Annotated in this window: 22 protein-coding genes and 1 pseudogene; 13 read left to right on the top strand and 10 right to left on the bottom strand. The window is 70.0% G+C overall.

Going from position 1 to position 20,319, the window contains the following annotated elements; translation table 11 throughout:
• Nucleotides 1–36: 36 nt before the first annotated feature.
• The 6 genes and pseudogenes from ACWDEW_RS21075 (at nt 37) to ACWDEW_RS21050 (ending at nt 4,577) form a co-directional block, all read left to right on the top strand.
• The gene (locus ACWDEW_RS21075) at nt 37–474 is read left to right on the top strand and encodes a hypothetical protein (protein ID WP_450514479.1); all 438 of its coding nucleotides are present in this window, start codon (nt 37–39) and stop codon (nt 472–474) included.
• A gap of 180 nt (nt 475–654) precedes the next feature.
• A pseudogene (locus ACWDEW_RS21070) lies at nt 655–975 on the top strand (alpha/beta fold hydrolase); the annotation flags it as partial.
• A gap of 38 nt (nt 976–1,013) precedes the next feature.
• Nucleotides 1,014–1,607, top strand: coding sequence for a cupin domain-containing protein (locus ACWDEW_RS21065; protein ID WP_450514478.1), 594 nt, complete (start codon nt 1,014–1,016; stop codon nt 1,605–1,607).
• A complete protein-coding gene (locus ACWDEW_RS21060) occupies nt 1,586–1,831 on the top strand; it encodes a RidA family protein (RefSeq protein WP_450514477.1) in 246 nt (81 codons plus the stop codon). Before ACWDEW_RS21065 ends, ACWDEW_RS21060 begins: the two co-directional genes overlap by 22 nt.
• 245 nt (nt 1,832–2,076) lie before the next feature.
• Complete coding sequence (locus ACWDEW_RS21055; RefSeq protein WP_450514476.1) at nt 2,077–3,846, top strand: sensor histidine kinase; 1,770 nt, start codon at nt 2,077–2,079, stop codon at nt 3,844–3,846.
• Nucleotides 3,843–4,577: a response regulator transcription factor gene (locus ACWDEW_RS21050; protein ID WP_450514475.1), complete on the top strand. Its 735-nt coding sequence runs from the start codon at nt 3,843–3,845 to the stop codon at nt 4,575–4,577. Before ACWDEW_RS21055 ends, ACWDEW_RS21050 begins: the two co-directional genes overlap by 4 nt.
• Nucleotides 4,578–4,579: 2 nt before the next feature.
• Here ACWDEW_RS21050 and ACWDEW_RS21045 read toward each other — a convergent pair whose 3' ends face one another.
• Nucleotides 4,580–4,957 carry a response regulator gene (locus ACWDEW_RS21045; protein WP_450514474.1) on the bottom strand — a complete coding sequence of 126 codons (378 nt, stop codon included), beginning with the start codon at nt 4,955–4,957 and terminating at the stop codon, nt 4,580–4,582.
• Nucleotides 4,958–5,106: 149 nt separating this feature from the next.
• On the opposite strand from ACWDEW_RS21045, the gene ACWDEW_RS21040 reads away from it, so the two are divergent.
• Nucleotides 5,107–6,363 carry a hypothetical protein gene (locus ACWDEW_RS21040; protein WP_450514473.1) on the top strand — a complete coding sequence of 419 codons (1,257 nt, stop codon included), beginning with the start codon at nt 5,107–5,109 and terminating at the stop codon, nt 6,361–6,363.
• Nucleotides 6,364–6,462: 99 nt separating this feature from the next.
• Here the strand turns inward: ACWDEW_RS21040 and ACWDEW_RS21035 are convergent, their stop codons facing one another.
• Nucleotides 6,463–8,646, bottom strand: coding sequence for an MMPL family transporter (locus ACWDEW_RS21035; protein ID WP_450514472.1), 2,184 nt, complete (start codon nt 8,644–8,646; stop codon nt 6,463–6,465).
• 214 nt (nt 8,647–8,860) lie between these two features.
• On the bottom strand, nt 8,861–9,607 hold the full coding sequence (locus tag ACWDEW_RS21030) for an SDR family NAD(P)-dependent oxidoreductase (RefSeq protein ID WP_450514471.1): 747 nt from the start codon (nt 9,605–9,607) through the stop codon (nt 8,861–8,863).
• Between ACWDEW_RS21030 and ACWDEW_RS21025 the strand changes: the two genes are divergently transcribed.
• A complete protein-coding gene (locus ACWDEW_RS21025; protein WP_450514470.1) occupies nt 9,588–9,956 on the top strand; it encodes a hypothetical protein in 369 nt (122 codons plus the stop codon). The two genes, ACWDEW_RS21030 and ACWDEW_RS21025, sit on opposite strands and share 20 nt — an antisense overlap.
• 60 nt (nt 9,957–10,016) lie before the next feature.
• On the opposite strand, the gene ACWDEW_RS21020 is transcribed toward ACWDEW_RS21025, so the two are convergent.
• The 4 genes from ACWDEW_RS21020 to ACWDEW_RS21005 form a co-directional block, all read right to left on the bottom strand.
• Nucleotides 10,017–11,060 carry a glycoside hydrolase family 5 protein gene (locus tag ACWDEW_RS21020; protein ID WP_450514469.1) on the bottom strand — a complete coding sequence of 348 codons (1,044 nt, stop codon included), beginning with the start codon at nt 11,058–11,060 and terminating at the stop codon, nt 10,017–10,019.
• Between the two features lie 254 nt (nt 11,061–11,314).
• Nucleotides 11,315–12,142, bottom strand: coding sequence for an SAM-dependent methyltransferase (locus ACWDEW_RS21015; protein WP_450514468.1), 828 nt, complete (start codon nt 12,140–12,142; stop codon nt 11,315–11,317).
• A gap of 85 nt (nt 12,143–12,227) precedes the next feature.
• Nucleotides 12,228–12,479 (bottom strand): DUF397 domain-containing protein, encoded by a 252-nt coding sequence (locus tag ACWDEW_RS21010; RefSeq protein WP_093631185.1) that lies wholly within the window; start codon nt 12,477–12,479, stop codon nt 12,228–12,230.
• The gene (locus ACWDEW_RS21005; RefSeq protein ID WP_450514467.1) at nt 12,476–13,342 is read right to left on the bottom strand and encodes a helix-turn-helix domain-containing protein; all 867 of its coding nucleotides are present in this window, start codon (nt 13,340–13,342) and stop codon (nt 12,476–12,478) included. The genes ACWDEW_RS21010 and ACWDEW_RS21005 overlap by 4 nt, the downstream gene beginning before the upstream one ends.
• A 240-nt stretch (nt 13,343–13,582) precedes the next feature.
• Between ACWDEW_RS21005 and ACWDEW_RS21000 the strand changes: the two genes are divergently transcribed.
• Nucleotides 13,583–14,029 carry an ATP-binding protein gene (locus tag ACWDEW_RS21000; protein WP_450514466.1) on the top strand — a complete coding sequence of 149 codons (447 nt, stop codon included), beginning with the start codon at nt 13,583–13,585 and terminating at the stop codon, nt 14,027–14,029.
• Nucleotides 14,030–14,068: 39 nt separating this feature from the next.
• Here the strand turns inward: ACWDEW_RS21000 and ACWDEW_RS20995 are convergent, their stop codons facing one another.
• Nucleotides 14,069–15,517: a PP2C family protein-serine/threonine phosphatase gene (locus ACWDEW_RS20995; RefSeq protein ID WP_450514465.1), complete on the bottom strand. Its 1,449-nt coding sequence runs from the start codon at nt 15,515–15,517 to the stop codon at nt 14,069–14,071.
• Between the two features lie 41 nt (nt 15,518–15,558).
• Between ACWDEW_RS20995 and ACWDEW_RS20990 the strand changes: the two genes are divergently transcribed.
• The 4 genes from ACWDEW_RS20990 to ACWDEW_RS20975 all read left to right on the top strand — a co-directional run bounded on the left by ACWDEW_RS20990 (nt 15,559) and on the right by ACWDEW_RS20975 (nt 18,865).
• Entirely contained in the window at nt 15,559–16,371 is an 813-nt protein-coding gene (locus ACWDEW_RS20990) for an SAM-dependent methyltransferase (protein ID WP_450514464.1), read from the top strand.
• A 132-nt stretch (nt 16,372–16,503) separates the two neighbouring features.
• Nucleotides 16,504–17,382 carry a SigB/SigF/SigG family RNA polymerase sigma factor gene (locus ACWDEW_RS20985; protein ID WP_450514463.1) on the top strand — a complete coding sequence of 293 codons (879 nt, stop codon included), beginning with the start codon at nt 16,504–16,506 and terminating at the stop codon, nt 17,380–17,382.
• A 141-nt stretch (nt 17,383–17,523) separates the two neighbouring features.
• Complete coding sequence (locus tag ACWDEW_RS20980; protein WP_450514462.1) at nt 17,524–18,099, top strand: hypothetical protein; 576 nt, start codon at nt 17,524–17,526, stop codon at nt 18,097–18,099.
• A 118-nt stretch (nt 18,100–18,217) separates the two neighbouring features.
• Nucleotides 18,218–18,865, top strand: coding sequence for a TetR/AcrR family transcriptional regulator (locus ACWDEW_RS20975; protein ID WP_450514461.1), 648 nt, complete (start codon nt 18,218–18,220; stop codon nt 18,863–18,865).
• Nucleotides 18,866–18,899: 34 nt separating this feature from the next.
• On the opposite strand, the gene ACWDEW_RS20970 is transcribed toward ACWDEW_RS20975, so the two are convergent.
• On the bottom strand, nt 18,900–19,688 hold the full coding sequence (locus ACWDEW_RS20970; RefSeq protein WP_450514460.1) for an LmeA family phospholipid-binding protein: 789 nt from the start codon (nt 19,686–19,688) through the stop codon (nt 18,900–18,902).
• A 10-nt stretch (nt 19,689–19,698) separates the two neighbouring features.
• Nucleotides 19,699–20,304, bottom strand: a complete 606-nt coding sequence (locus tag ACWDEW_RS20965) for a TetR/AcrR family transcriptional regulator (protein ID WP_450514459.1) — start codon at nt 20,302–20,304, stop codon at nt 19,699–19,701.
• Nucleotides 20,305–20,319 lie beyond the last annotated feature (15 nt).

The raw sequence follows: 20,319 nt of genomic DNA, 5'->3' as shown, positions 1-20,319 counted from the left end.
GCCCTCCGGAACCCGGGATCGGGCAGGATCAACGGCATGGCGATCTGCGACTACTACTCCGCCGAGAGCGACGAGGCCGCCCTAGGGGTCCTCGACGCACCGGGCGGACCGGATCCGTCGGTCTTCGACGGGCTGTCCCTGAAGGGCGTCGACCCGGTGGTCGTCATGGCGCGGCTCGAAGGCCTCCTCACGGACTGCGCCTACGACGAGGCACGCGCGCGTCCGCGCTCCGGACAACTGCTCTCGGACCCCGAGGCCGAAGCCGCCTTCGTCGTCAGCGTCTCCGACACACTCAGGGACGCGTTGGCCTCGGCAACGGATGACCAACTGGGCCTGGTGGCGGGGCCCTTCGCGGCCGTGGAGGAAGTGGGTCTGCCGCCCGCCGGGGCGCTGGAGCTGCTCCGGCCGCTGTCCGGGCTGGCCCGGCGGGCCGTGGCGGGGAACCGGAGGCTGTACTGCTGGTGGGCCCTCTGACACGACTCGTCGGCCCTACTCCAGTGCGTCGGGCTCTTCCTCCACCACGAGGTCGGCCAGGAGATTGAAGTTGTGCCGCGCCATGTTGGCGTTGCTGAACTGCCGGTGCGCCAGGGTCACTTCTTCCTCTGAGTCTCAGGAGGAGCGGGCTATGGCAACGTTCGTACTCGTACACGGTTCGTGGGGCGGTGGCTGGGTGTGGGACCGGTTGCGTCCCTTGCTGGAGAGCGCCGGTCACCGGGTTCTCACCCCCACCCTGACCGGCCTCGCGGAGCGTCGAGAGCTCTCCTCGCCTGGCGTCGGCCTGGGCGTCCACGCGCGAGACAGCGCCGAACTGCTCGAATCCGGGGGGTGCGGGACGCGATTCTGGTGGGGCACAGCTACGGCGGGATGGTGATCACCGGAGCCGCCGCGCTCGCCCCCGGCCGGATCGGACAGGTGGTCTACGCGGACGCCTTCGCTCCCGTGACCGGCGAGTCGGCGTTCGCGATGCTGCCCTGGCTGCGGCAGGCGTTCGCCGATCTGCCGGGGCCCGCCGAATGGCAGGTGGCACCGATCGCCCCGGGGGGGCGCTCGGCGCGGACGAGGAAGGGACGGCCTGGCTTGACGGCAGTCTGCTGCAGATCGCCCGCGTCCACGGCGTATCCATCAGTGAACTGGTGCAGGAACCCGACCAGGACGACTTCCATCTGGTGCGCGCGCACGAGGCGATGACGCGGGAGGGCCAGGACGGCCGCTACACCGTACTGAGCGGGCCGCGCGAAACGATGTCCGTCATCCGGGTCGAATTGGCGGCCGGCAAACACACCAAGACCGTGCGACATGTCGGCGAGGAATGGCTGCATGTCGTGTCGGGGGCGTTCACTCTCGACATCTCGGGTGTATCGCTGCAACTCAATGCCGGGGACTCGGTGCATTTCGACTCGTCGAAGGAGCATCGTCTCACCAGTAACGACGATGCCGACGCCACCGTACTGATCGCGTCGAGAGCGGCAACCGTGCCGATGCGACACCCCATTCCGGCGTCGCGTCGCAATGAGGCGAACACCCGCTGCGTATTGCGCGGGAACGACGGAACACCCATTCTCCCGGCAAGAGGGAAGGCCTCGCCATGTCTTCGACCATCGCGCTGAATCCCGCTGAACTCCCGCCCCTCACCGGTGTGATCTCCCACGGTTTGGCGGTCCCCGACCTCGGTCTCCTCTACACGTCCGGGCAGGTCGCGTGGGACGCCGAAGGGAAGCTCGTCGGCGGGGGCGACCTGGCCGCGCAGTTCACCAAGGCCTACGAGAACATCGACGCGGTACTGGCCGCCGGAGGTTCGAGCCGCAGCAGAATCATCAAGGAGACCCTGTGACCGACCCGTGCGGGCCGTCCGGCCTGCATTGAGCGGTGACCGAGCTGCTCCGGCGGCTGCGGCGCGCGAGTCTTTCCTTCAGTCAGCCTTGACCACCAAACCCGGTGCCGGATCCGGGAGTCGAGGGTGTGCGCACCGGCCCGCCCTGCGGCCGGAGTGACCCGTATTGCACGGATTCCGCCACAGGAAGCGTTGCTCCCGGCCTACGCTGAGTAGTCGCGTCGGTGGGGGAGGGGGCGGCGTACTTGTCCGGTGCCCTGGGCGTGCGACTGTCGGCCCGGCGTGAGGCCGTCGCGCTGGCCGTGTTCGGCGCGGGGTTCGGGACGTACGTCCTGATCGTGACCGCTCCCGGCCGGTACACCACCACGACCACGATCCCGTTCTCGGGAGCCGTCGGCGGGCTCTACCTGGTGGCCGGACTGCTGGCCCGGCTGCGACGGCCCGGCAACCGGGTCGGGCTGATGATGCTGCTGGTCGGGATCGGCTGGTTCGCGGAGGACCTGCAGATCAGCCTGGACCCGGTCGTGCACACCGTGGGCCTGCTCGTCCGTTCGGCCTCCAGCGGTTTCCTCATCCCGCTGCTGCTTATGTATCCGGACGGCCGGTCGACGTCCCGGACCGACCGCGTGCTCGCCGGTGCCGGATATCTGACGGCCTTCGTGCTGATGCCGCTGAGCGTGCCGTTCTCCACCTCGGTCGTGCCGAACCTGCTGCTGGTGCACCCGGTGGACCGGCTGCGCCAGGCGACCGACGTGGTTCAGTTCGTCATGAGCGGAGCCGTGGTCGCCGCCCTGCTGGCCCACTGGACGACCGCCACCCGCCCGGCCCGCCGCGTCCTCGCTCCGCTCTACGTCGTGGGCCTGGTCGGCGGTCTCGCCTCCGCGCTGGACGGGATGCTCGGGACCGGGCCCTCGTGGACCCACACCCCCCTCATCAACATCGCGCACGTGTCCGTGCTCCTGCTGCCGTTGGCGTTCCTGGCCGGTGTGTGGCGCGTCCGGCTGGGTCGCACCGCCGTGGCCGACCTGCTCCGCCGGATGCCGCTCGCCTCCAGGGAACAACTTCGGGACGCGCTCGCGAAAGCGCTCGGCGACACCTCCGTACAAGTGGGGTTCCCCGCCTCGGACGCGGTCGGCTACGTCGACAGTCGGGGCCGTACGCTCAAGGCGGCACCCGGACAGCAGGTCAGCCCCCTGGAACGGAACGGCCGGCGGGTCGGCGTCCTGCTGCACGACCCGGCACTGCGGGAGGACAGGTACGTGCTGGAGGCGGTCGTCTCGGCCGTGGCGCTCGAACTGGACAACCAACGGCTGGCCGCCGAGGTCCAGGCCCAGCTGGCCGAGGTACGGGCGTCCCGCGCCCGCATCGTCGAAGCGGGCGACGAGCAGCGCCGGCGGATCGAGCACGATCTGCACGACGGCGCGCAGTCCAGGTTCGTCACCGCGCTGGTGACGCTGCGGCTGGCACGCCGACGACTGGACACCCAGCGGGTGCCCGAGCCGACGGCCTCCGCCGAGCTGGCCGAACTCCTTGACCGCATCGCGGAGTTGATGGGCGAGGGCATGGACCAACTGCGCGACCTCGCCCACGGAATCCACCCGGCCGTCCTCAGCGAGACAGGGCTCGTGGCGGCCCTGGAGGCGATCGCCGCCCGGTCCCCCTGCCCGGTCAGGGTCAGTGCGACAGAGGTACCGGAACTGCCACGCCCCCTCGCGGCCACCGCGTACTTCATCGCGGCCGAGGCGGTCACCAACGCCCTGAAACACGCCCACGCCACGACCATCGACATCGACGTACGACACGAGGACGGCATCCTGCGGCTCGCGGTCACCGACGACGGCATCGGCGGTGCCGACCCGGACGGAGGCACCGGGCTGCTCGGGCTGCGGGACCGGGTGGCGGTGTTCGACGGGGAGATGACCGTCAGTAGCGCGCCGGGCCAAGGGACCGTGGTGGCGGCCACGTTGACGACCGGACGGGCCCGGTGTTCCGAGGAGGAGGACGGACGAGGATGACGGATTCGGGACGGACACCGGAGTGGACACCGCGCGGGGAGGGACCGGCGGCCGTACGGCGGACCGGCCCGCTGCGCATCGTGCTCGCCGATGACGAGCGGCTGTTCCGGTCCGCGCTGGCCGCACTGCTGGAGAGCCGGGGGCACCGGATCACCGCCCAGGTCGGCGACGCGGACTCCCTGCGCGCGGCGGTCGCCCGCACCGACCCCGACCTCGCGGTGATCGACATCAGGATGCCGCCGACGAAGCGTCTGGAGGGCCTGCGGGCCGCGGTCGACATCCGGCAGTCCCATCCCGGTGTGGGGATTCTCCTGCTGTCCCAGAGCATTCAGGTAACCCATCTCACCGAACTGACGGGTTCCGGTGTCAGAGGCGTCGGCTATCTCCTCAAGGAGCGGGTCGCCGACGAACACTTCCTCGACACGGTGCGCCGAATCGCCGAAGGGGAGTGCGAGTTCGACCAGGAGGTTCTACGGCTGCTGTTCAACGGCCCTCACCGGCAAGGACGTTTGGCCAGACTCAGCGCCCGGGAACTGGAGGTGCTGAAGCTCATGGCGCAGGGGCTGACCAACCCCGCCATCGCGAGCCACCTCGTGGTCACCGTCAAGACGGTCGAGACCCATGTCGGCAGTGTTTTCAAGCGACTTGGCCTCCCCGACGAGAGCGAGGGCGAGTACCACCGGCGTGTGCTCGCCGTCCTCACGTATCTGCAGTCCGATCGAACCGTGTGACCTCAGCCCTCGTCCGAGTCGTCCGCCGCGATGAAGCGGGAGAGCGCGGCGGCCGACAGCCGTGCCTTCGTGAGGAAGCCGGCCGCCGGGCAGTGGGCGATCCGCCCGCCGAACTCGTCGGCCTCACGCACCGAACAGAGGACCACCACCACTCCTGGCGCCAGCGCGCTCAACTCCCGGGCGGCGGCGAACACATCCTCGCCCGGGAGCCCGAGGTCCAGGAGGACGAGGTCGGGACGGTTCCCCCGGACGATCGCCGTGACGGCCGCCGACGCCGAAGCCGCCTCCGACACGGTGTACTCGCCGTCGACCTCCAACAAGGCCCGTACGGCGGCTCGGTAGCCGGGATCGTCGTCCACGATCAGCACGCTGCGGCCCATGTGCCCATGCTGGCGGACGCTCGGGGCGGTGGCATCAGGGCCAGCACCGAGAACACCGGTCAGGAGACCGGTGGTTGCCCCGAAGACCCCGGCCCGCCGCGAACTCACACTGGTGGGACAGCCCATTGCGGGGTCATCGGGGGGAACGTATGTGGGGTTGTCGGGGGAGGCTGCTCGCGCCGGCGCTGCTCGCGGCGCTGCTGGCCACGGGGTGCAAGGACCCGACAGGGGGTACGACGGTCTCCGTCAAACCCGCTTTCCTGCCGGTGACGTTCACGATCGACTCGTCGGGAAACATCAGCGTCTCCGCCGACGTGTCGATCGTGACCCCGCTGGGTGAGGTGTCGGTGTCGGGACTCCAGCGAGAGCTGGGCAACCCCAGGCCGTATCTCGTGGCGGCCATCCGTCATCTGGAGGGGAGCACGACATCCGGCGCGAACGCGGCCGTGGACCGGACCACGGGGGCGGTCCACTCCGCGTACGCGCCGGATCTCGGGTCCGCCGAGTTCGCCGAGAGCTCGCGCACGGTCTACTCCCTGTACCGGATCGAGTCCAAGGGCCGCCATGTCCGGCCCGCGTTGAACGGGCAGCCCCTCGCCCTGGCGAAGAGCGGCACGATAGTCGTCGACGCCACGGACACCCAGCCCGGCCGGGTGACCCAGCTGCGGATCGCCGACGCCCCGGAGCAGCAGCGTTCGCCGGTGCCGACGAGTACGGCGTCCTCCTGCGCGGGAACCGACGCCATCGGGATCACCCTGCCCGAGGTGTCCGCGGGGGCCGATGTCACCGGCACCGTCACGGAGTTGGCGGCCGACTGTCTTCAGGTCCAGTACGCGGCGGAACCTGCGGACGGGGTGGCGGAGGGCACGGTCGCGCGGGTCGTGATCCCGGTCGACGGCGCGGCCGGCACGGTGCAGTTGCCTCGCGTCGACGAGGGTGCGCCGGGGCCGGGGGACCGGGTGACGGCGAGCCGTCGAACGCCGGCCACGGTGTATGTCGCGGCGTCGGCGCCCTCGCCCTCGGCCTCGCCTTCGCCGAGCGGTAGCGGCGAGACTTCGGGTCAGCCGTCGGTGGGGCCCTCGGTGCCCGGCACCACATCGGTGGAAGGCGCCGCGTACGCGCCCGTCCGCACGAGCCCGGGCACGGCCGGTGAACGGACCAGTCACGTCGAGGCGGGCGGCAACTACTTGGCACTGTGCGTGACGCACGGAGAGACGGTGCAGGCCCACGGCTACACCAGTGACCTGTGGGTCGAGTTGGCCCTCAGCGCCGGTGGCACCGGCTGGGTCACGGCCACCGCGCTCACCGGAGGTCCTGACGGACTCTCGCTCCCGGAGTGCGCCGACACCGGGAGCGGGTCCGGCACTCCGTCGCCGACGGCCTCGGATGCCGTACCGACCGGCTGACGACTGCGAAGTCCGGGGAACTCGGCGTCGCCGTACGGGAGTCGAGCGAGGGCCTGTCCGCCGGATGTCGGTCCGGCGGACAGGCCCTCGGTGTCGTGACTAACCGCGTCGGCCGGCCGGATCGTGGGCGACCGAGTCCTGATCCCCACTGCCGGAGATCTCGGAACCGGTGCCCGGAGCAGGCGTCGCCTCCCGGGCGCGGTCGGCGTGGCCGGGCCACCAGGCCGCGTGGCCGATGAGAGCCGTGAGGCTGGGCGTGAAGAACATCGCCATCACGAACGCGGCGACGGCGATCCCGAAGGAGACGGCGAAACCCATCTCCGTGAGCAGCGCGTTGCCCGCCAGCATCATCGTCGCGAAGGTCGCCGCGAGGATGAAACCGGCCGCCGCGACGGTCGGCCCCGCGTGCCGCAGCGCCATACCCGCCGCCTCACGCGGATCGCGACCCTCGCGGGCCTCCTCGCGCAGCCGGGCGATCATCAGGATGTTGTAGTCCGTACCGATGGCGACCACGAAGAGATACATGATCACCGGGAGCATGAACATCAGCCCAGGGTGCCCCTGCGCGTCCTGGAAGATCCAGACGGTGGCGCCCAGTGTGGCGCCGAAGCCGAGACCCACCGACGCCATGAGGTAGAGCGGCGCGACGACACTGCGCAGCACCAGTCCCAGGATCAGCATGATCAGCAGGGCGGCGACGGGGAAGACGGTCCGGTAGTCGTGGTTGACCGCGGCGTTGATGTCCTTGTAGATCGAGGACATTCCGCCGACCAGGGCCTCCGTACCGTCGGGAGCGGCGGAGTGCGCGACCTCGCGCACCCGGCCCACGGTGTCGATCGCCTTCTCCGTCGAGGCCTCGTACTTCAGCGTCACGGTGAAGTCCGCCGTGGTCCCGCCCTTGTTGACCTGGCTCATCCGGGCGCTCGCGACACCGTCCACGGCCCCGAGCTTCTCGGCGTAGGAGGCGAAGGTGCTGCGGTCGAGCGCCCGGCCGTCGGCGCTGGAGAGATAGACGTCGGTGGGCGCGGCGGCACCCGCCGAGTACGCCTTCTGCATCTCGTCCTGGACGACCATCGACTCCTTGGTCTTCGGCATGGAACCCGAGGCCAGGTCGAAGGTGGCCTTGTAACCGAGGGTGCCGAGCGACAGGGCGACGAGTACGAGGCCGGAGAGCGCGGCGGTCAGCGCGGGACGGCTGCGCACACCGCGGCCGAGCGCGGCGAACCGGGCGTTCTCCGGCTCCCGCTGCCACGACTTGGAAGGCCAGAAGACCTTCGGCCCGATCAGCGAGACCACGGCCGGGATCAGGGTCAGGCCCGCGACCAGGGTGACGCTGACCGCGATCGCCAGCGCCGGACCCATCTGCTTGAGGAAACCCAGCGTGGACAGCACCAGCGCGAGGAACGCGATGATGACCGCGCCGGCCGCCGACGCGATGGCCTCACCGACCCGGGCGACCGCGTTGATCATCGCCTGCTTCGGTTCGTCACCTGCCCGCAGCCGTTCCCGGTAACGGAACATCAGGAACAGGAAGTAGTCCGTGCCCACACCGAACAGCACGACGATCAGGATCGACGAGACGGAACTGTTGGCCTGCAGACCGAACAGCTTGGTGGCGTAGGCGATCAGCCCGTTGGCGATGGCCGCCACCACACCGATCAGCAGCAGGGGCAGGAAAGCGAGGATCGGCGCCCGGAAGATGATCAGGAGCGTCACCAGGATGATGACGAAGGTCCCGATGCCGATCAGCGCCTCGCCGCGCTTGGAGGAGTCCTGCTGATCGAGGGCCTGCGCGGCGGAACCGCCGAGCCTCACCTCCAGGTCTGTGCCCTTGACCAGTTGTTTGACGTCGTCGCGCAGCACCTTGGCGGCGTCCGCCTGGACGGGCTGGCCGGCGTTCTTGCTGTCCATCTGGACCAGGGACATGGTGTACCGGCCGTCTTTGGACGGCTGGCCGGGGACCACCTTCTGTACCTGGTCTATGTGCTTCGCGCCCAGTTCGGTGGTGATGCGGGCGACGTCCTTCTTGTCGGCGGCGGTCAGTGTGCCGCCGTCGGTGCGCTGGTACAGCGCGATGGCGGACGGGGTGAAGGCGCTGGGGAACGCCTTCACCTGCAGATCCGCGGCTTTGATCGATTCGTAGCTCTTGGGCAGGAAGCTGCTCTCGTCACTGTTGGAGGGCAGGCCCGGAGCGGTGGCGACAATCGCCACCGCCGCGATCAGCCACGCGACGATCGTCCAGACGGGATGTCGGACGACCGTATTGCCAATACGTCGGAACATGCGGGAGGTCCTCCTGATGCAGGAAGATCACCGCAGCCCGGGGAGCGGACCCCGGCATCGGCGACCCCGACCGGCCCTCACCCGTTGGCCGGTCGAATGGTTGTCTGTCTTTTTGCCATATCGGTCAGGCGTGAAGATTCATAACACACGCATGGTTGGCGACGCGGGTGAGTTTTCGGGCGGAGCCGGGGTGCGGGACCGACGCCGTGGTGTCCTAGGCTCCGAACGCGAGCTTCGAGACGTCGTCCCACTTCCGCCGTTCGTCCAGCCGTGCCTCGTACTCCTTGGTGACCATGTCCAGGGGTCCCTCCCCGAAGAAGATCCGCAGGGGCGGCTGCTCCGCGTCGACCACGGTGAGGATCGCCGCCCGCGTCGCACTCGGATCGCCGCGCCGTGCGGAGATCCGTGTCATGGCGGCACGGAAGTCGTCGTAGGCGGGCAGGTGTCGGGCCTGTACCGCGGAGGGCCCGGCCCATCCGGTCGCGTACCCGGCGGGTTCGACCAGGGTGACCTTGATGCCGAAGTCCCTCACCTCGGCGGCGAGGCTCGCGGTGAAGCCCTCCAGGACGAACTTGGAGGCGTGGTAGAGGCCGAGGCCGGGCAGTGAGACGACGCCGCCGATGGAGGACACCTGGATGATGTGGCCGGATCCGCGGGCGCGCAGGTGTGGCAGTACCGCCTGGGTGACCCAGAGCGCACCGAACAGAATGACGTCGATCTGCTCGCGGGCCTGCTGCTCGGTCCCCTCCTCGGTCATCCCGAACAGGCCGTAGCCCGCGTTGTTGATGACGACGTCGAGTTTCAGGGGCAGTACCGCGTCGCCGTACTTCGCAACCAGGTCGTCGAACGCGGATTCCGAGCGACTGGTCACGGCGACCTGGTCGCCGCGTTCGAGCGCGGCTTCCGCCCGCTCCAGGCCGAACCCCTTCGAGGCTCCGGTGATGAACCGCGTCTTCGGCATGTACTGGGCGGAGGACGGACGGATCGTCACCTTCGGTCGGGTCAAGGCGGCCGGCATCGAGGCGCTGCGGAAGCACTTCGAGGTCTTTCCCGAGCTGTACGAGAAGGTGGAGGCCCGTGAGCCGTTCTACACGTATCTGGAAGTGGGGGACAGGGTCGTCATCGAGCACGACATCCTGATCCGTACGCGAGACGGCGACCACGCCGTCATCGCCTGGGAGGTCGGTCCTTCGAGTGGGCGACGAGCTCATGGTCGTCGTCACCCAAGTCGATCTTGCACGACGCGGGTTGGCGCTCTCCCCGGCGCACCGGCAGTGAACTTCCGCACCCGGCCGCGCTGTTCGCCATGAGTCGGGTGCCGGGATCCGCCCCCGCGTCGCCCTTTCGCGGAGACGGATCAGGCAGCCGCCTCAGGACTTGACCGGACGCCCCCGACCCCACGCCCAGGCGAGGCGGTCCGCGCCGGACTGGTTGGTCGTGGCCAGCCAGGGGCGGGCCGCGTCGCCGATGAGCTTCTGGATCGAGTACGTGTCGTCCGTGCGCAGGCCGGGCCAGTAGACGGATCCCATGCCGAGCTTGCGGAAGGTGTCGGTGTCGGCCTGGATGAAGTTGACCGAATTGTCGTCGGGAGTGGGCACGTTGTAGTTCAGGCCCGTGGTCATCGGGGCGCCGAACTCGTCGGCCACCGTGCGGTTCGCACAGTCCCCGAGGCGTACCTTGAGGTCGCTCACCCACTGGTCGTAGGTGGCGTAGTCCTTCCAGAAGCCGTAGTGGTGCAGAGAGAGGTACGTGCCCTTCAGGCGCGGGTCGGCGCAGACCGTGGTGACGTGGTCGTTGTAGCCGGCGCCGCTGACGAACACCCGGTTGCGCGGCACACGGGAGTAGGTGTCGAGCCACTTGGCGGCGAGGTCGGCCCACTCGGCGTCGGTGTAGCCGTGCGGCTCGTTCATCGGCTCGAAGTAGACGCGCTGGTTGTGCTGGTAGGCCTTCACCACGGTGTCCCACATGGGCCAGTACGTGGCGGGGTCGTCGATGAAGCCGTCCTTGTTGGCGCCCGTCCCCTCCCAGTAGGAGACGATGACCTTGAAGCCCTGCGCCGTCGCCGCGTCGATGACACCGCGGTACGACTTCCAGTAACTGCCGTTCACCGTGTACGGGTTGATGGGCAGCCGCACCGTGTTGGCGCCGAGGTTGGCGCGGAAGGCCGCGATGACACGGGTCGCCTTGGTGTACGTCTGGGCGTAGGTGTCGGTGAGCGACAGGCCGGACAGGACGACCGGGTCGTCGGCGTAATTGTCGCGCGGGTCGGCCCAGTTGACGCCCTTGAACTGGGAGGTGTTCGTGCTGGGCGCGGCGGAGGCGGGGCTGCCGGCCAGCGTGGTGCCGGTGACCGCGGCGATGGCGACGGCCACGAAGGTGGCCCGCAGACGGGTTCTGGCGGAGTTGGTGCGCATCGACTTGCCCTTTCAGGAATGGCGGCTCGGCGCATGGCGGGGCCAGCGCGCGGCTGAGCGGCCGTTGGAACAGGTACCGGGCGGGACGGGATGTCGGCTCGCCGTCTCCGGACCCGGTGGGCTCGGCGGGAGGGAATGGAGGGAGGGAATGGAGGGGATGTTTACGCAAACATGGCGGCGCCGGAATCGTGGCATCCGGCACCGCCATCGTCAAGGTTTCCCGCACGTAACGTCGTTGGCGTCCTACGACGGCGCTACGGCTTGATGCCCACCCCGGTCCACAGGCTGACCTCGGCGTCCGTGGGCGGCTCCGCCGTTACGGTGTCCTCGTCGGCGGCGTCGGGGCGCCAGCGGTGGCCGACCGCGATGCCGGGGTCCAGCAGGTCGAGTCCGGTGAAGAAGCGGGAGACGTCCTTCTGGGAGCGGAACTGCACGGGTGTCCCGGCGTTGGTGTAGATCGACGTCACCTTCTCCCAGGTGGCGGGGTCGAAGTCGGGCGTGCAGTGGCTGATGGCCAGGGCGCTGCCCGAGGGGAGAACCGACAGCAGGCGCTCCACGAGCCCGTACGGGTCCTGGGAGTCGGTGACGAAGTGCAGGAGGGCGTTGAGGGACAGCGCGACCGGCTGGCCCAGGTCCAGTACCTCGGCCAGTTCCGGGGCGTTGAGCAGCGTCTCGGGGGCGTTGACGTCAGCCTGCACATAGGTGGTGCGGCCCTGCCGGGTGCTGCGCATCAGCCGCTCGGCGTACTTGAGGACCAGCGGGTCGTTGTCGGCATAGACCACCCGGGCCTCGGGGACCACGGACTGGGCGACCTGGTGCAGGTTCGGTTCGGTCGGGATGCCGGTGCCGATGTCGAGCCACTGCCGGATGCCGTGCTCCCGGGCCAGGACACGGGTGGCCCGGTGCATGAACGCACGGTTCTCACGGGCGCAGACGAAGATGGCCGGGTAGGCCGCCGCGACCGTCTCGGCGGCCTGCTTGTCGACCTCGAAGTGGTCCTTGCCGCCCAGGTAGTAGTCGTACATGCGGGCGGAGTGCGGCCTGCTGGTGTCGATGTCCCGCGCGGCGTGGGGGTTGGTCATGCTGTCCCTCTCAAGTGGTGTGCATCGGCGTCTCGGGCAGGTCGCAGCCGGGCCGGCTCCAGTTCCTCACGCCCGTGGTTCTGGTTCAGCCGGCCATCAGATGGTCGGCCAGGCCGCGCTTGACCCCGGCGACGAACGCGGCCATCTCCTGCGGCGTGTAGATCAGCGCGGGGCCTGCGGGATCGGTCGACTGGCGCAACGCGACGCGGCCGTCGGCGAGTTGCTTGGTCTCCACGCACTGACCGCCGTTGGGACCGCTCCAGGGGCATTCCCAGCCCTGCTCGCCGAGGTTCGACGCGGGCATCCCGTTGTAGACCGTGTTGTCGGTGGTGGTCATGAGTACTCCTTGCGCATGCGGTTCAAGAGCGCCTTGCTGTCCGCGGACGAGGTCAGCAGCGACATCCTGTTGTGCGCCTCCAGATGGGCCGCGACGTCGGATCGCTGGTCCAGATACATGGAGGCGGAGAGGATCTCGCTGTAGACGATGTCGGGCAGCTCCGGTTCCTCGAACCGGAAATAGGTGAAGGGTGCGCACGCCCCCACGTGGGCACCCGCCGAGAACGGGACGATGTCGACACTGACGTGGTCCAGTTCCGAGACCTCGAGGAGCCGGTCTATCTGGTCCCGCATGACCGCGGGACCGCCCACCACCCGGTGGAGCACGGCTTCTTCCAGCACCGCCCACAGTGTGGGCGAGTCCGGCCTCTCCAGCAGACTCTGGCGGCGCAGACGTAACTGCACCCGCCGTTCAAGGTCTTCGTCGTTGTCGTTCGGGAAGCCGCCGCTCAGTACGGCACGCGCGTAGTCGTACGTCTGGAGGAGTCCCGTGACGTAGTGGGGTTCATAGGTGCGCAGGGTCTTGGCGCCGGTCTCCAGGCTCACGTAGGCGGTGAACCAGCCGGGCAGCACATCCCGGAAGTCGTGCCACCAGCCGGGCCGGTTGGCGCGCTCGGCGAGGGTGACGAACTCCTCTATCTCCTGCTGCTCGGCGCCGTAGGTCTCCAGCAGCTTCTCGACGTAGAGCGGCTTGAGGCCGACCTCGGCCTTCTCCAGGCGGCGGATGGTCAGGGATGTCACCCGCAGGGCCCTGGCGGCGTCCTCCAGGGACACGCCGGCTTCCTGCCGCCGGTCCTGCAGCCGTCGGCCGAGGATCATGCGCAGGACCGTGGGTGCACCGGCGCCCGAACGAGCTTCGCTCACGCCCAACCTCCTGAGGGACTGTCACCGGCGCCAGTCTGACAGCGACTTGCTGATGCCGCCAGACAGAAATCGGCGTTCTGTAATTATCAGGGAGCCGGTTGCAGCTTGAACTGACCTATGGGCATAGTTACTTGTGTCAGTGATCTAGGCCCCCCGCCGGAACACCCCAACTCCGGCACGCCTGTTGCCGACGACTCGCGTCTCCCGCCTGCGCACGCCCCCGATGGAAGGCGAACCACCGTGTCCCCCCACACGACTCCCTCCCCGCAGCTCTTAGACGTCGCCAGCCCCGACTTGGCGCACTGGCTGGAACTTCCCGCGCACCGCTCCGGCGTCCGGGTCGCCCGCCACGTCATGGGCGCGCAACTGGCCAAGTGGGGCCTGCCCGAGAGCGTGTGCGACGACGCGGTGCTCCTTGTCTCGGAGTTGGCCACCAACGGTGTGTGTCACACCCCCAGCGCGCGGCTTCTGTGCGGGGTCGGGATCGTCGACGACCACTGTCTGCGCATCGAGGTGCACGACCACGACTACACCGGCGGCGGGCTCTCCCGCTGCGAGCCCTGTGTCGACGACGAGAGCGGGCGCGGCCTGTTCATCGTGCAGGCGCTCGCGGACACCTGGGGGGTCGACCGCTCGGCGCTCACCGGCGGCAAGGCCGTGTGGGCCATGCTGCCGACCGGACGCTGATCCAGGACGATGCAGGGGGCGAGGGCGCCCGCGGCCTGTTCAGGTGGTCGCGGGCGTCAACTCGGCCAGCAGCAGCGTGCGGTCGTCGGCTCCGGGCGCCGCGCCGGGGGAGCGGAGCAGCCGCTCGCACAGCGCGGGGAACGCGTCCGTGCCGCCGGAGGGCGCGGGTTCAGTGGCGGCCGTGTCGAGGGCCGCAGCCAGCCGGGCGATCTCCTGGTCGATGTCCGCGTGCCGGGACTCCACCAGCCCGTCGCTGTAGAGCAGGAGCAGGGACGGCTCGGAGACGGTCAGCACCGTGGTCTCGTAGTTGCCGGTGCCGAGTCCCAGCGGCAGTCCCGCACTGGCGAGGATCACTGGTGCGGTCGGCCCTTCGGGTGCGCGCAGCAGTGGGGGAGGGTGCCCGGCGCCGACCAGGGTGCAGGTGTGCGAGGCGGCGTCCCACTCGGCGTAGATGCAGGTGGCGAAGGACGCGCCCGGGGTGTCGTAGGCCAACTCGTCGAGGCGGCGCAAGAGTTCGGCCGGTTCCATGTCGAGCCGGGCCAACGTGCGTACGGCGGTGCGCAGTTGGATCATGGCGACGGCGGAGTCGGGGCCGTGGCCCATCGCGTCGCCGACGACCAGGCCGACCCGGCCGCCGGGGCGGGGCAGCACGTCGAACCAGTCGCCGCCGATGATGTTGGCCTGGCCGGCGGGGAGATAGCCGTGGGCGATACGGCAGCCGGGGAACTGCCGGGCCGGGTCCGGGAGGAGGCTGTTGCGGATGGCGAGCGCGGTGCGTCGCTCGCGTTCGTAGCGGCGCGCGTTGTCCAGGGCCACACAGGCGCGGGCCGCCAGTGACTCCACGGCCACGGCCTCGCCGGGCAGGAACGGTTCGCGCTCCGGACCGCGGGTGCAGGCGACGAAACCGATGACGGAGCCGCGCAGTTGGAGCGGCACCACGAGGAAGGACGTCGTCTTCAGCAGGTCGTCTATGCGCTGCGCGTCCCCGCCCGCGGAGGCCAGCAGCCGCTGCGAGGTGTGCGCGTCCACCCCGTCGAGCACCTGGGTGTGCCCGGTGGCGAGGGCGCGCGCGTACGGCGTCTCGCGCGGGAAGACGATCACCTCACCGACCGGCAGCACACCGTCCCAGGACTCCTGCGCCTCCGTGCCCACCCGCACCGCGAGCCTGCGCGCCTCGATCTGGGCCGGATCGACGGAGGGCGTCGCGTTCTCCTCCCGCACCCACCGCTCCAGCAGATACACCGAGGCCGCGTCGCAGAACCCCGGTGTGAGCGCGTGCACGACATGGGTGCCGGTCAGCCGCAGATCGAGCTCGGAGCCGATCATGTCCGCCGCGGGGGCGAAGACCTGCCTGCGGCGTGGGGGCCCGGCAGGGAGTGCGTCACCGTGGTGACTTCGCGGTTCGTTCCGCAGGGTCGTGCCTTTCCGGGTGGGGACCGGCCGCGTGGCGTGGGGCATGCGGTCTGCCGTGCGTTCGACGGCAATCATATGATGACTCGTCAAGGATCTTCGGGCGAAGAGGAGTTGCAGTGCCGGACAGCGCAGGTCTGCCGCAGGGGATCGATCCGGACAAGGCGAGCGTCGCCCGAATGTACGACGCGATGCTGGGCGGTGAACACAATTTCGCCATAGACCGCGAGGCGTTGGCGGCGTTCACCGCGATCGACCCCCAGGTCCGCACCCTGGCCCGGGCCAACCGCGACTTCCTCGGCCGGGCCGTGCGCTTCCTGGTCGCCTCCGGGGTACGGCAGTTCATCGACCTCGGCTCGGGCATCCCCACCCAGGGCAACGTCCACGAGGTCGCGCAGGCCGTCAGCCCCGGTGCCCGTGTGGTCTACGTCGACAACGACCCGGTGGCCGTCGCGCACAGCACCTCGCTCCTCGCCGACAACCCGGACGCGGACATCGTCGACGGCGACATCAGGCGGCCGGCCGAGGTCCTGTCCGCCCCGCAGGTAAGGAAGTTGATCGACTTCGAGCAGCCGGTCGCCGTCCTGATGATCACGATCCTGCACTTCATCACGCCCGCGGAGGAACCGGCAGGCATCGTCGCCGCGTTCCGCGACGCGCTGCCCGACGGCAGCTGGCTGGCGCTGAGCCACGCGACGAACCAGGACCGCCCGGACACCGCCGCGGCCGTCGGCCGGTTGTACCGCTCCAAGGCCACCTCGCCCGTCACCGCTCGCTCCCACGACGAGATCCTCGGCCTGTTCGACGGCTTCGACCTCGTCGAACCCGGTCTGACCTATGTCCCCCTGTGGCGCCCGGACGACGGGGACGAGATCCCGGAGAACCCGTCGGAGTACTGGGTCTACGCGGGCGTCGGCCGCAAGGGCGCGTGAGCGGTCGGGCCGGGCTGCGCACCGAAAGACAGGCGCCCGCCCCGGATTTGACCGAACGAGGGGGAGTGAGACGGGCGAACCGGGGCAGGGGCCTTTTGACGGAAGTTCGTTCGAACGAATGGGGTGGGCGTTATGGGAGCCGTGACGGCAGCGAAGGCAGCGGCCACGGCAGGGCTGCGGGTGGCGGCCGACGAGTCGCTCCCGTTGATCGCGGAGCCGTCGAAGGTGAGCCCGAAGGACGCGCGTGAGCTGTCGCGCCAGTTCTTCGACCGGCTGACCTCGCTGGAGGAGGGCACCCACGAGTTCCAGTACGTGCGCAACACCCTGATCGAGATGAACCTCTCCCTCGTGCGCTACGCGGCGGCGCGCTTCCGCAGCCGCAGCAACAACGAGATGGAGGACATCGTCCAGGTCGGCACGATCGGACTCATCAAGGCGATCGACCGCTTCGAACTCACCCGCCAGGTCGAGTTCACCTCCTTCGCCGTCCCCTACATCGTCGGTGAGATCAAGCGCTTCTTCCGCGACACCAGCTGGGCCGTCCATGTGCCGCGTCGGCTGCAGGAGGCCCGCGTCGAACTCGCCAAGGCGACCGAGGAACTCCGCTCCCGCCTCGGCCGTACGCCCACCACCCGGGAACTGTCCGAGCTGATGTGCCTGACCGAGGAAGAGGTCATCGAGGCCCGCAAGGCGTCCAACGGCTACACCTCCTCCTCGCTCGACGCCGCGCTCAGCTCCGACGCCGGCGCCGAGGGCGAGACCGTGCTCGCCGACGTCATCGGCGCGGACGACCCGGGTCTCGAACTGGTCGACGACCTCAGCTCCTTGGCCCCCCTGATTGCCCAACTCGACGAGCGGGAGCGGAAGATCATCCACATGCGCTACGTCGAGGAGCGCACCCAGGCCGAGATCGGCGAGGAACTCGGCGTCTCCCAGATGCACGTCTCCCGCCTCATCAGCCGCATGCTCCGGCGGCTGCGCGCGGGGCTGCTCGATCCCGCGGTCGCCTGACGGGCCATCCTGCCCGACAATCCGGCCTGTTGGGTGAAATCGCCCTCGCCGGATCTCCGTTCCGCGGGACTCTCGTACTGTGACCGGTCCGGCACCCAGGGTGCCGGACCGGCCGTGACAGGGTTGCCGGAAGGGGGAGTTGTGGCGTGGCGGAGTGAGGAGTTCGGGGAGTCCCACGAGGGCATCGTGGGGGCGACCCTCGCCGACGGCAGTGAGCCCAAACCCGTGTATCTGGACGTGGGCAGTGGCACCAACGGATTCCAGACGCGTGAGTGGTGGGCGTACAACGGCTGGCTCGGCAGGCCCAAGGCGGCGGCCTGGCGAGCCTCCTGCGCGTGCGGTTGGCGCGGCGAGAGCCATCCCATCGACTGGGACCAGGTGGAGGACCACGACCTGGACGACCTGGACACGTCCGACGCATATGAGGACTGGTGGGAGCACATCAGCGCGGTCGAACGCCGTACGGTCCCGCTGCCGGAGGAACTCTCCGATCTGATGGAGCAGGTGGAGGAGCGGCTCGACGCACTCGCGGAGACGGCGCCGGTGGCCGCGCTGAAGGCGGTGGCCATGCTGGAACGCATGGCCGGCCGGGTCGGCCGGGAGGCCGCGTACGGGGTGCGGGCCGACGACGTGTCGGGCGAGGCGCTCGGCACGGCACTGGGACTCAGCGTGAACAGGGCGCGTTCCCGGCTCGACCGTTACCTTCGGTCCTACTGAGTACCTCGGCCCTACTGGGCGGACGGTCGGGGCGCCGGACGGCCGCCGCCGGGCCGTGCCAGACTGGACGTACCACTGGTCCCCGCTCCGCCGTTCCCGCACTTCACCGAGGTTGTCCGTGACCAAGCCCCCGGCCCGAGTCCCCCAGCGAAGCAACGCGCGCTCCAACCGGGAACGCATCCTGGCCACGGCCCGCCGGGAACTCGGCCGGAATCCCGACATCACCCTGGAGGAACTCGCCCGCGCCTCCGGTGTGGTCCGGCGCACCCTGTTCGGGCACTTCCCCGGCCGGGAGGCGCTGTTGGAGGCGCTGGCGGCGGAGGCCGCGGAGGCGTTGAAGGCCGCGCTGCCCGCCGACCCGGAACCGGCGGAGCCCGAGTCGGCCGACCGGGCGTTCGTGCGCTTCGTCCTGTCGATGTGGACCGTGGGCGACCGCTACCGGCTCCTGCTGGCCCTGGCCCGCCGTGACCTGGGCGTCGAGCGGGTGGCCGAGGTCCTGGCACCGGCCCGCCGCGCCGCCACCACCATCCTGGACCGCGGCCAGCGCGACGGCGTCTTCCACACCCAGCTGCCTCCCGCCGTACTGAGCGCCGGACTTGAGGCGCTGACGATCGCGCTGCTCGAAGAGCTCAACACCGGCGAGCTGGAGGACGACGGCACGCACGCGGCCGTCGCCGCGCTGATCGCGACCGGTGTCCCGGAGAAGCAGGCGCGTGACGTGGTGGACGAGATCGCGGGCGCGGATCGCCCGGCCACGGCCGACTGAGCGCTCGAACACCCTCCTCGTACGGCGAGTCGACTCATGCCGAACCGCTGCCCGCGCTGCCGTCGGACCGGAAGGTGACCGACTCGCCCGACAGCCGGGCGCTGAGCCCGTTCTCCGTCGCGGTGACGGACCGCAGCCGCAGTCCCTCGGGGATGTTCCGCAGCTGTATCGGCCGCTCGAAGACCCTGGTGAGCGCCGCTCGCCCCACTTCGGGCAGCAGGCCGCCGGTGACCTGGAAGTCCTTGAAGGCGATGCGGTTTCCGGACAGTACGGAGACGGTCGCCGCCACGGTGACGGCGGTGCCGGGAGCGAGCAGGACCTGTGCGTGTACCTGGTCGGGACCGGTGCCCCGCGTGATCTCCAGTCCGAGGGCGTCGGACACGTCCCGGTAGGACAGCAGGGCGGTCGCCTGCGCCGAGCGGGCCAGCGCCTCCTTGTCGTCGTCCGACTTCCTCAACCCGGCGAGATGGAGCGAGAGTTGGCTCACCGGCAGCGGGCCGGTGGTGTCGCTCGCCGGTATGTCGTGAGCGGTGATGTCCACGTGCCGCAGGGTGCCGGCGGCCGGCTGGGTCGGTACGGGGAAGCCCCGGACATGGACCTCCGGCACCGAGGGCGTGTGCATGCCCTCCTGGAACGCCCTGGCGGTACGGGACTCGACCCGTGCCGTCGCGAAGCGGTCGACGGCGACGGGCACGACGAGCAGCGCGACCAGCGCGCCGACCGCGACGACGACCGGACGCCGACTCCCGCGGGGCGGTCGCGTGTCGTCGGGCTCGTACGCGCCGTACGTGAAGTCGGCGTATTCGTACGGGTGTTGGTCCATGAGATCTCCTTCAGTCGGACGGTCGCAGATGGTGAACCGCGGCGGCGGCGCAGTCGCGTCCGACGCCCGCGGTGATGAGGGCGGCGATGGCGGCGGCCGTGCCGTCGTCGTTCCAGAGGCCGGAGTTGACGCATTCCAGCAGCGCCAGCATCTGTGCCTCCAGGGCTCGGTTGAGCGGTCCCGGCGGGACGGCGGTGTGGAAGACGCCCTGTTGCTGGCCCTGGGCGAGGATTCCGCTGACGGCCGCGCGGGCCGGGCGCAGGAGCGCGTCGGTCGCGTCGGGGCTCAGGTCGTGGTGGGCGAGTCCGAGGAGTGTGCGGTAGCGGTCGCCGACCGGCCACAGGGCCAGGACGAAGCGGGCCAGCGCGGTCACGGCGTCCGGCGTCGGCGCGTGCGTGTCGGCGCTCGCCCGCCGTACCGCCTCCCCGGCGTCCGCGGCGAGGCCCTGGATGAGCGCGGCCCGCCCGGTGAAGTGCCCGTAGATGGTGCGCCGGGCCACGCCCGCGGCTCCGGCGATGTCGCCGAGGCTGCAGTCGGGGTCGCGGCCCAGTTCACGCAGGGCCGCTTCCAGGATGCGGGCGCGGGTGGCGTGCGCCCTGGCGCTGCTGCGGCTCATCACGTCGACACCTCC

The organism is Streptomyces sp. NPDC001100, assembly GCF_053598575.1.
This window is presented reverse-complemented; position numbering and strand designations above follow the sequence as displayed.

Bases quoted from the DNA above. Each gene is read 5' to 3' on its own strand.
- ACWDEW_RS21075 (WP_450514479.1), top strand. From the start codon at position 37: ATGGCGATCTGCGACTACTACTCCGCCGAGAGCGACGAGGCCGCCCTA.
- ACWDEW_RS21065 (WP_450514478.1), top strand. From the start codon at position 1,014: ATGGCAGGTGGCACCGATCGCCCCGGGGGGGCGCTCGGCGCGGACGAG.
- ACWDEW_RS21060 (WP_450514477.1), top strand. From the start codon at position 1,586: ATGTCTTCGACCATCGCGCTGAATCCCGCTGAACTCCCGCCCCTCACC.
- ACWDEW_RS21050 (WP_450514475.1), top strand. From the start codon at position 3,843: ATGACGGATTCGGGACGGACACCGGAGTGGACACCGCGCGGGGAGGGA.
- ACWDEW_RS21045 (WP_450514474.1), bottom strand. From the start codon at position 4,957: ATGGGCCGCAGCGTGCTGATCGTGGACGACGATCCCGGCTACCGAGCC.
- ACWDEW_RS21040 (WP_450514473.1), top strand. From the start codon at position 5,107: ATGTGGGGTTGTCGGGGGAGGCTGCTCGCGCCGGCGCTGCTCGCGGCG.
- ACWDEW_RS21035 (WP_450514472.1), bottom strand. From the start codon at position 8,646: ATGTTCCGACGTATTGGCAATACGGTCGTCCGACATCCCGTCTGGACG.
- ACWDEW_RS21025 (WP_450514470.1), top strand. From the start codon at position 9,588: ATGAACCGCGTCTTCGGCATGTACTGGGCGGAGGACGGACGGATCGTC.
- ACWDEW_RS21030 (WP_450514471.1), bottom strand. From the start codon at position 9,607: ATGCCGAAGACGCGGTTCATCACCGGAGCCTCGAAGGGGTTCGGCCTG.
- ACWDEW_RS21020 (WP_450514469.1), bottom strand. From the start codon at position 11,060: ATGCGCACCAACTCCGCCAGAACCCGTCTGCGGGCCACCTTCGTGGCC.
- ACWDEW_RS21015 (WP_450514468.1), bottom strand. From the start codon at position 12,142: ATGACCAACCCCCACGCCGCGCGGGACATCGACACCAGCAGGCCGCAC.
- ACWDEW_RS21010 (WP_093631185.1), bottom strand. From the start codon at position 12,479: ATGACCACCACCGACAACACGGTCTACAACGGGATGCCCGCGTCGAAC.
- ACWDEW_RS20995 (WP_450514465.1), bottom strand. From the start codon at position 15,517: ATGATTGCCGTCGAACGCACGGCAGACCGCATGCCCCACGCCACGCGG.
- ACWDEW_RS20985 (WP_450514463.1), top strand. From the start codon at position 16,504: ATGGGAGCCGTGACGGCAGCGAAGGCAGCGGCCACGGCAGGGCTGCGG.
- ACWDEW_RS20970 (WP_450514460.1), bottom strand. From the start codon at position 19,688: ATGGACCAACACCCGTACGAATACGCCGACTTCACGTACGGCGCGTAC.
- ACWDEW_RS20965 (WP_450514459.1), bottom strand. From the start codon at position 20,304: ATGAGCCGCAGCAGCGCCAGGGCGCACGCCACCCGCGCCCGCATCCTG.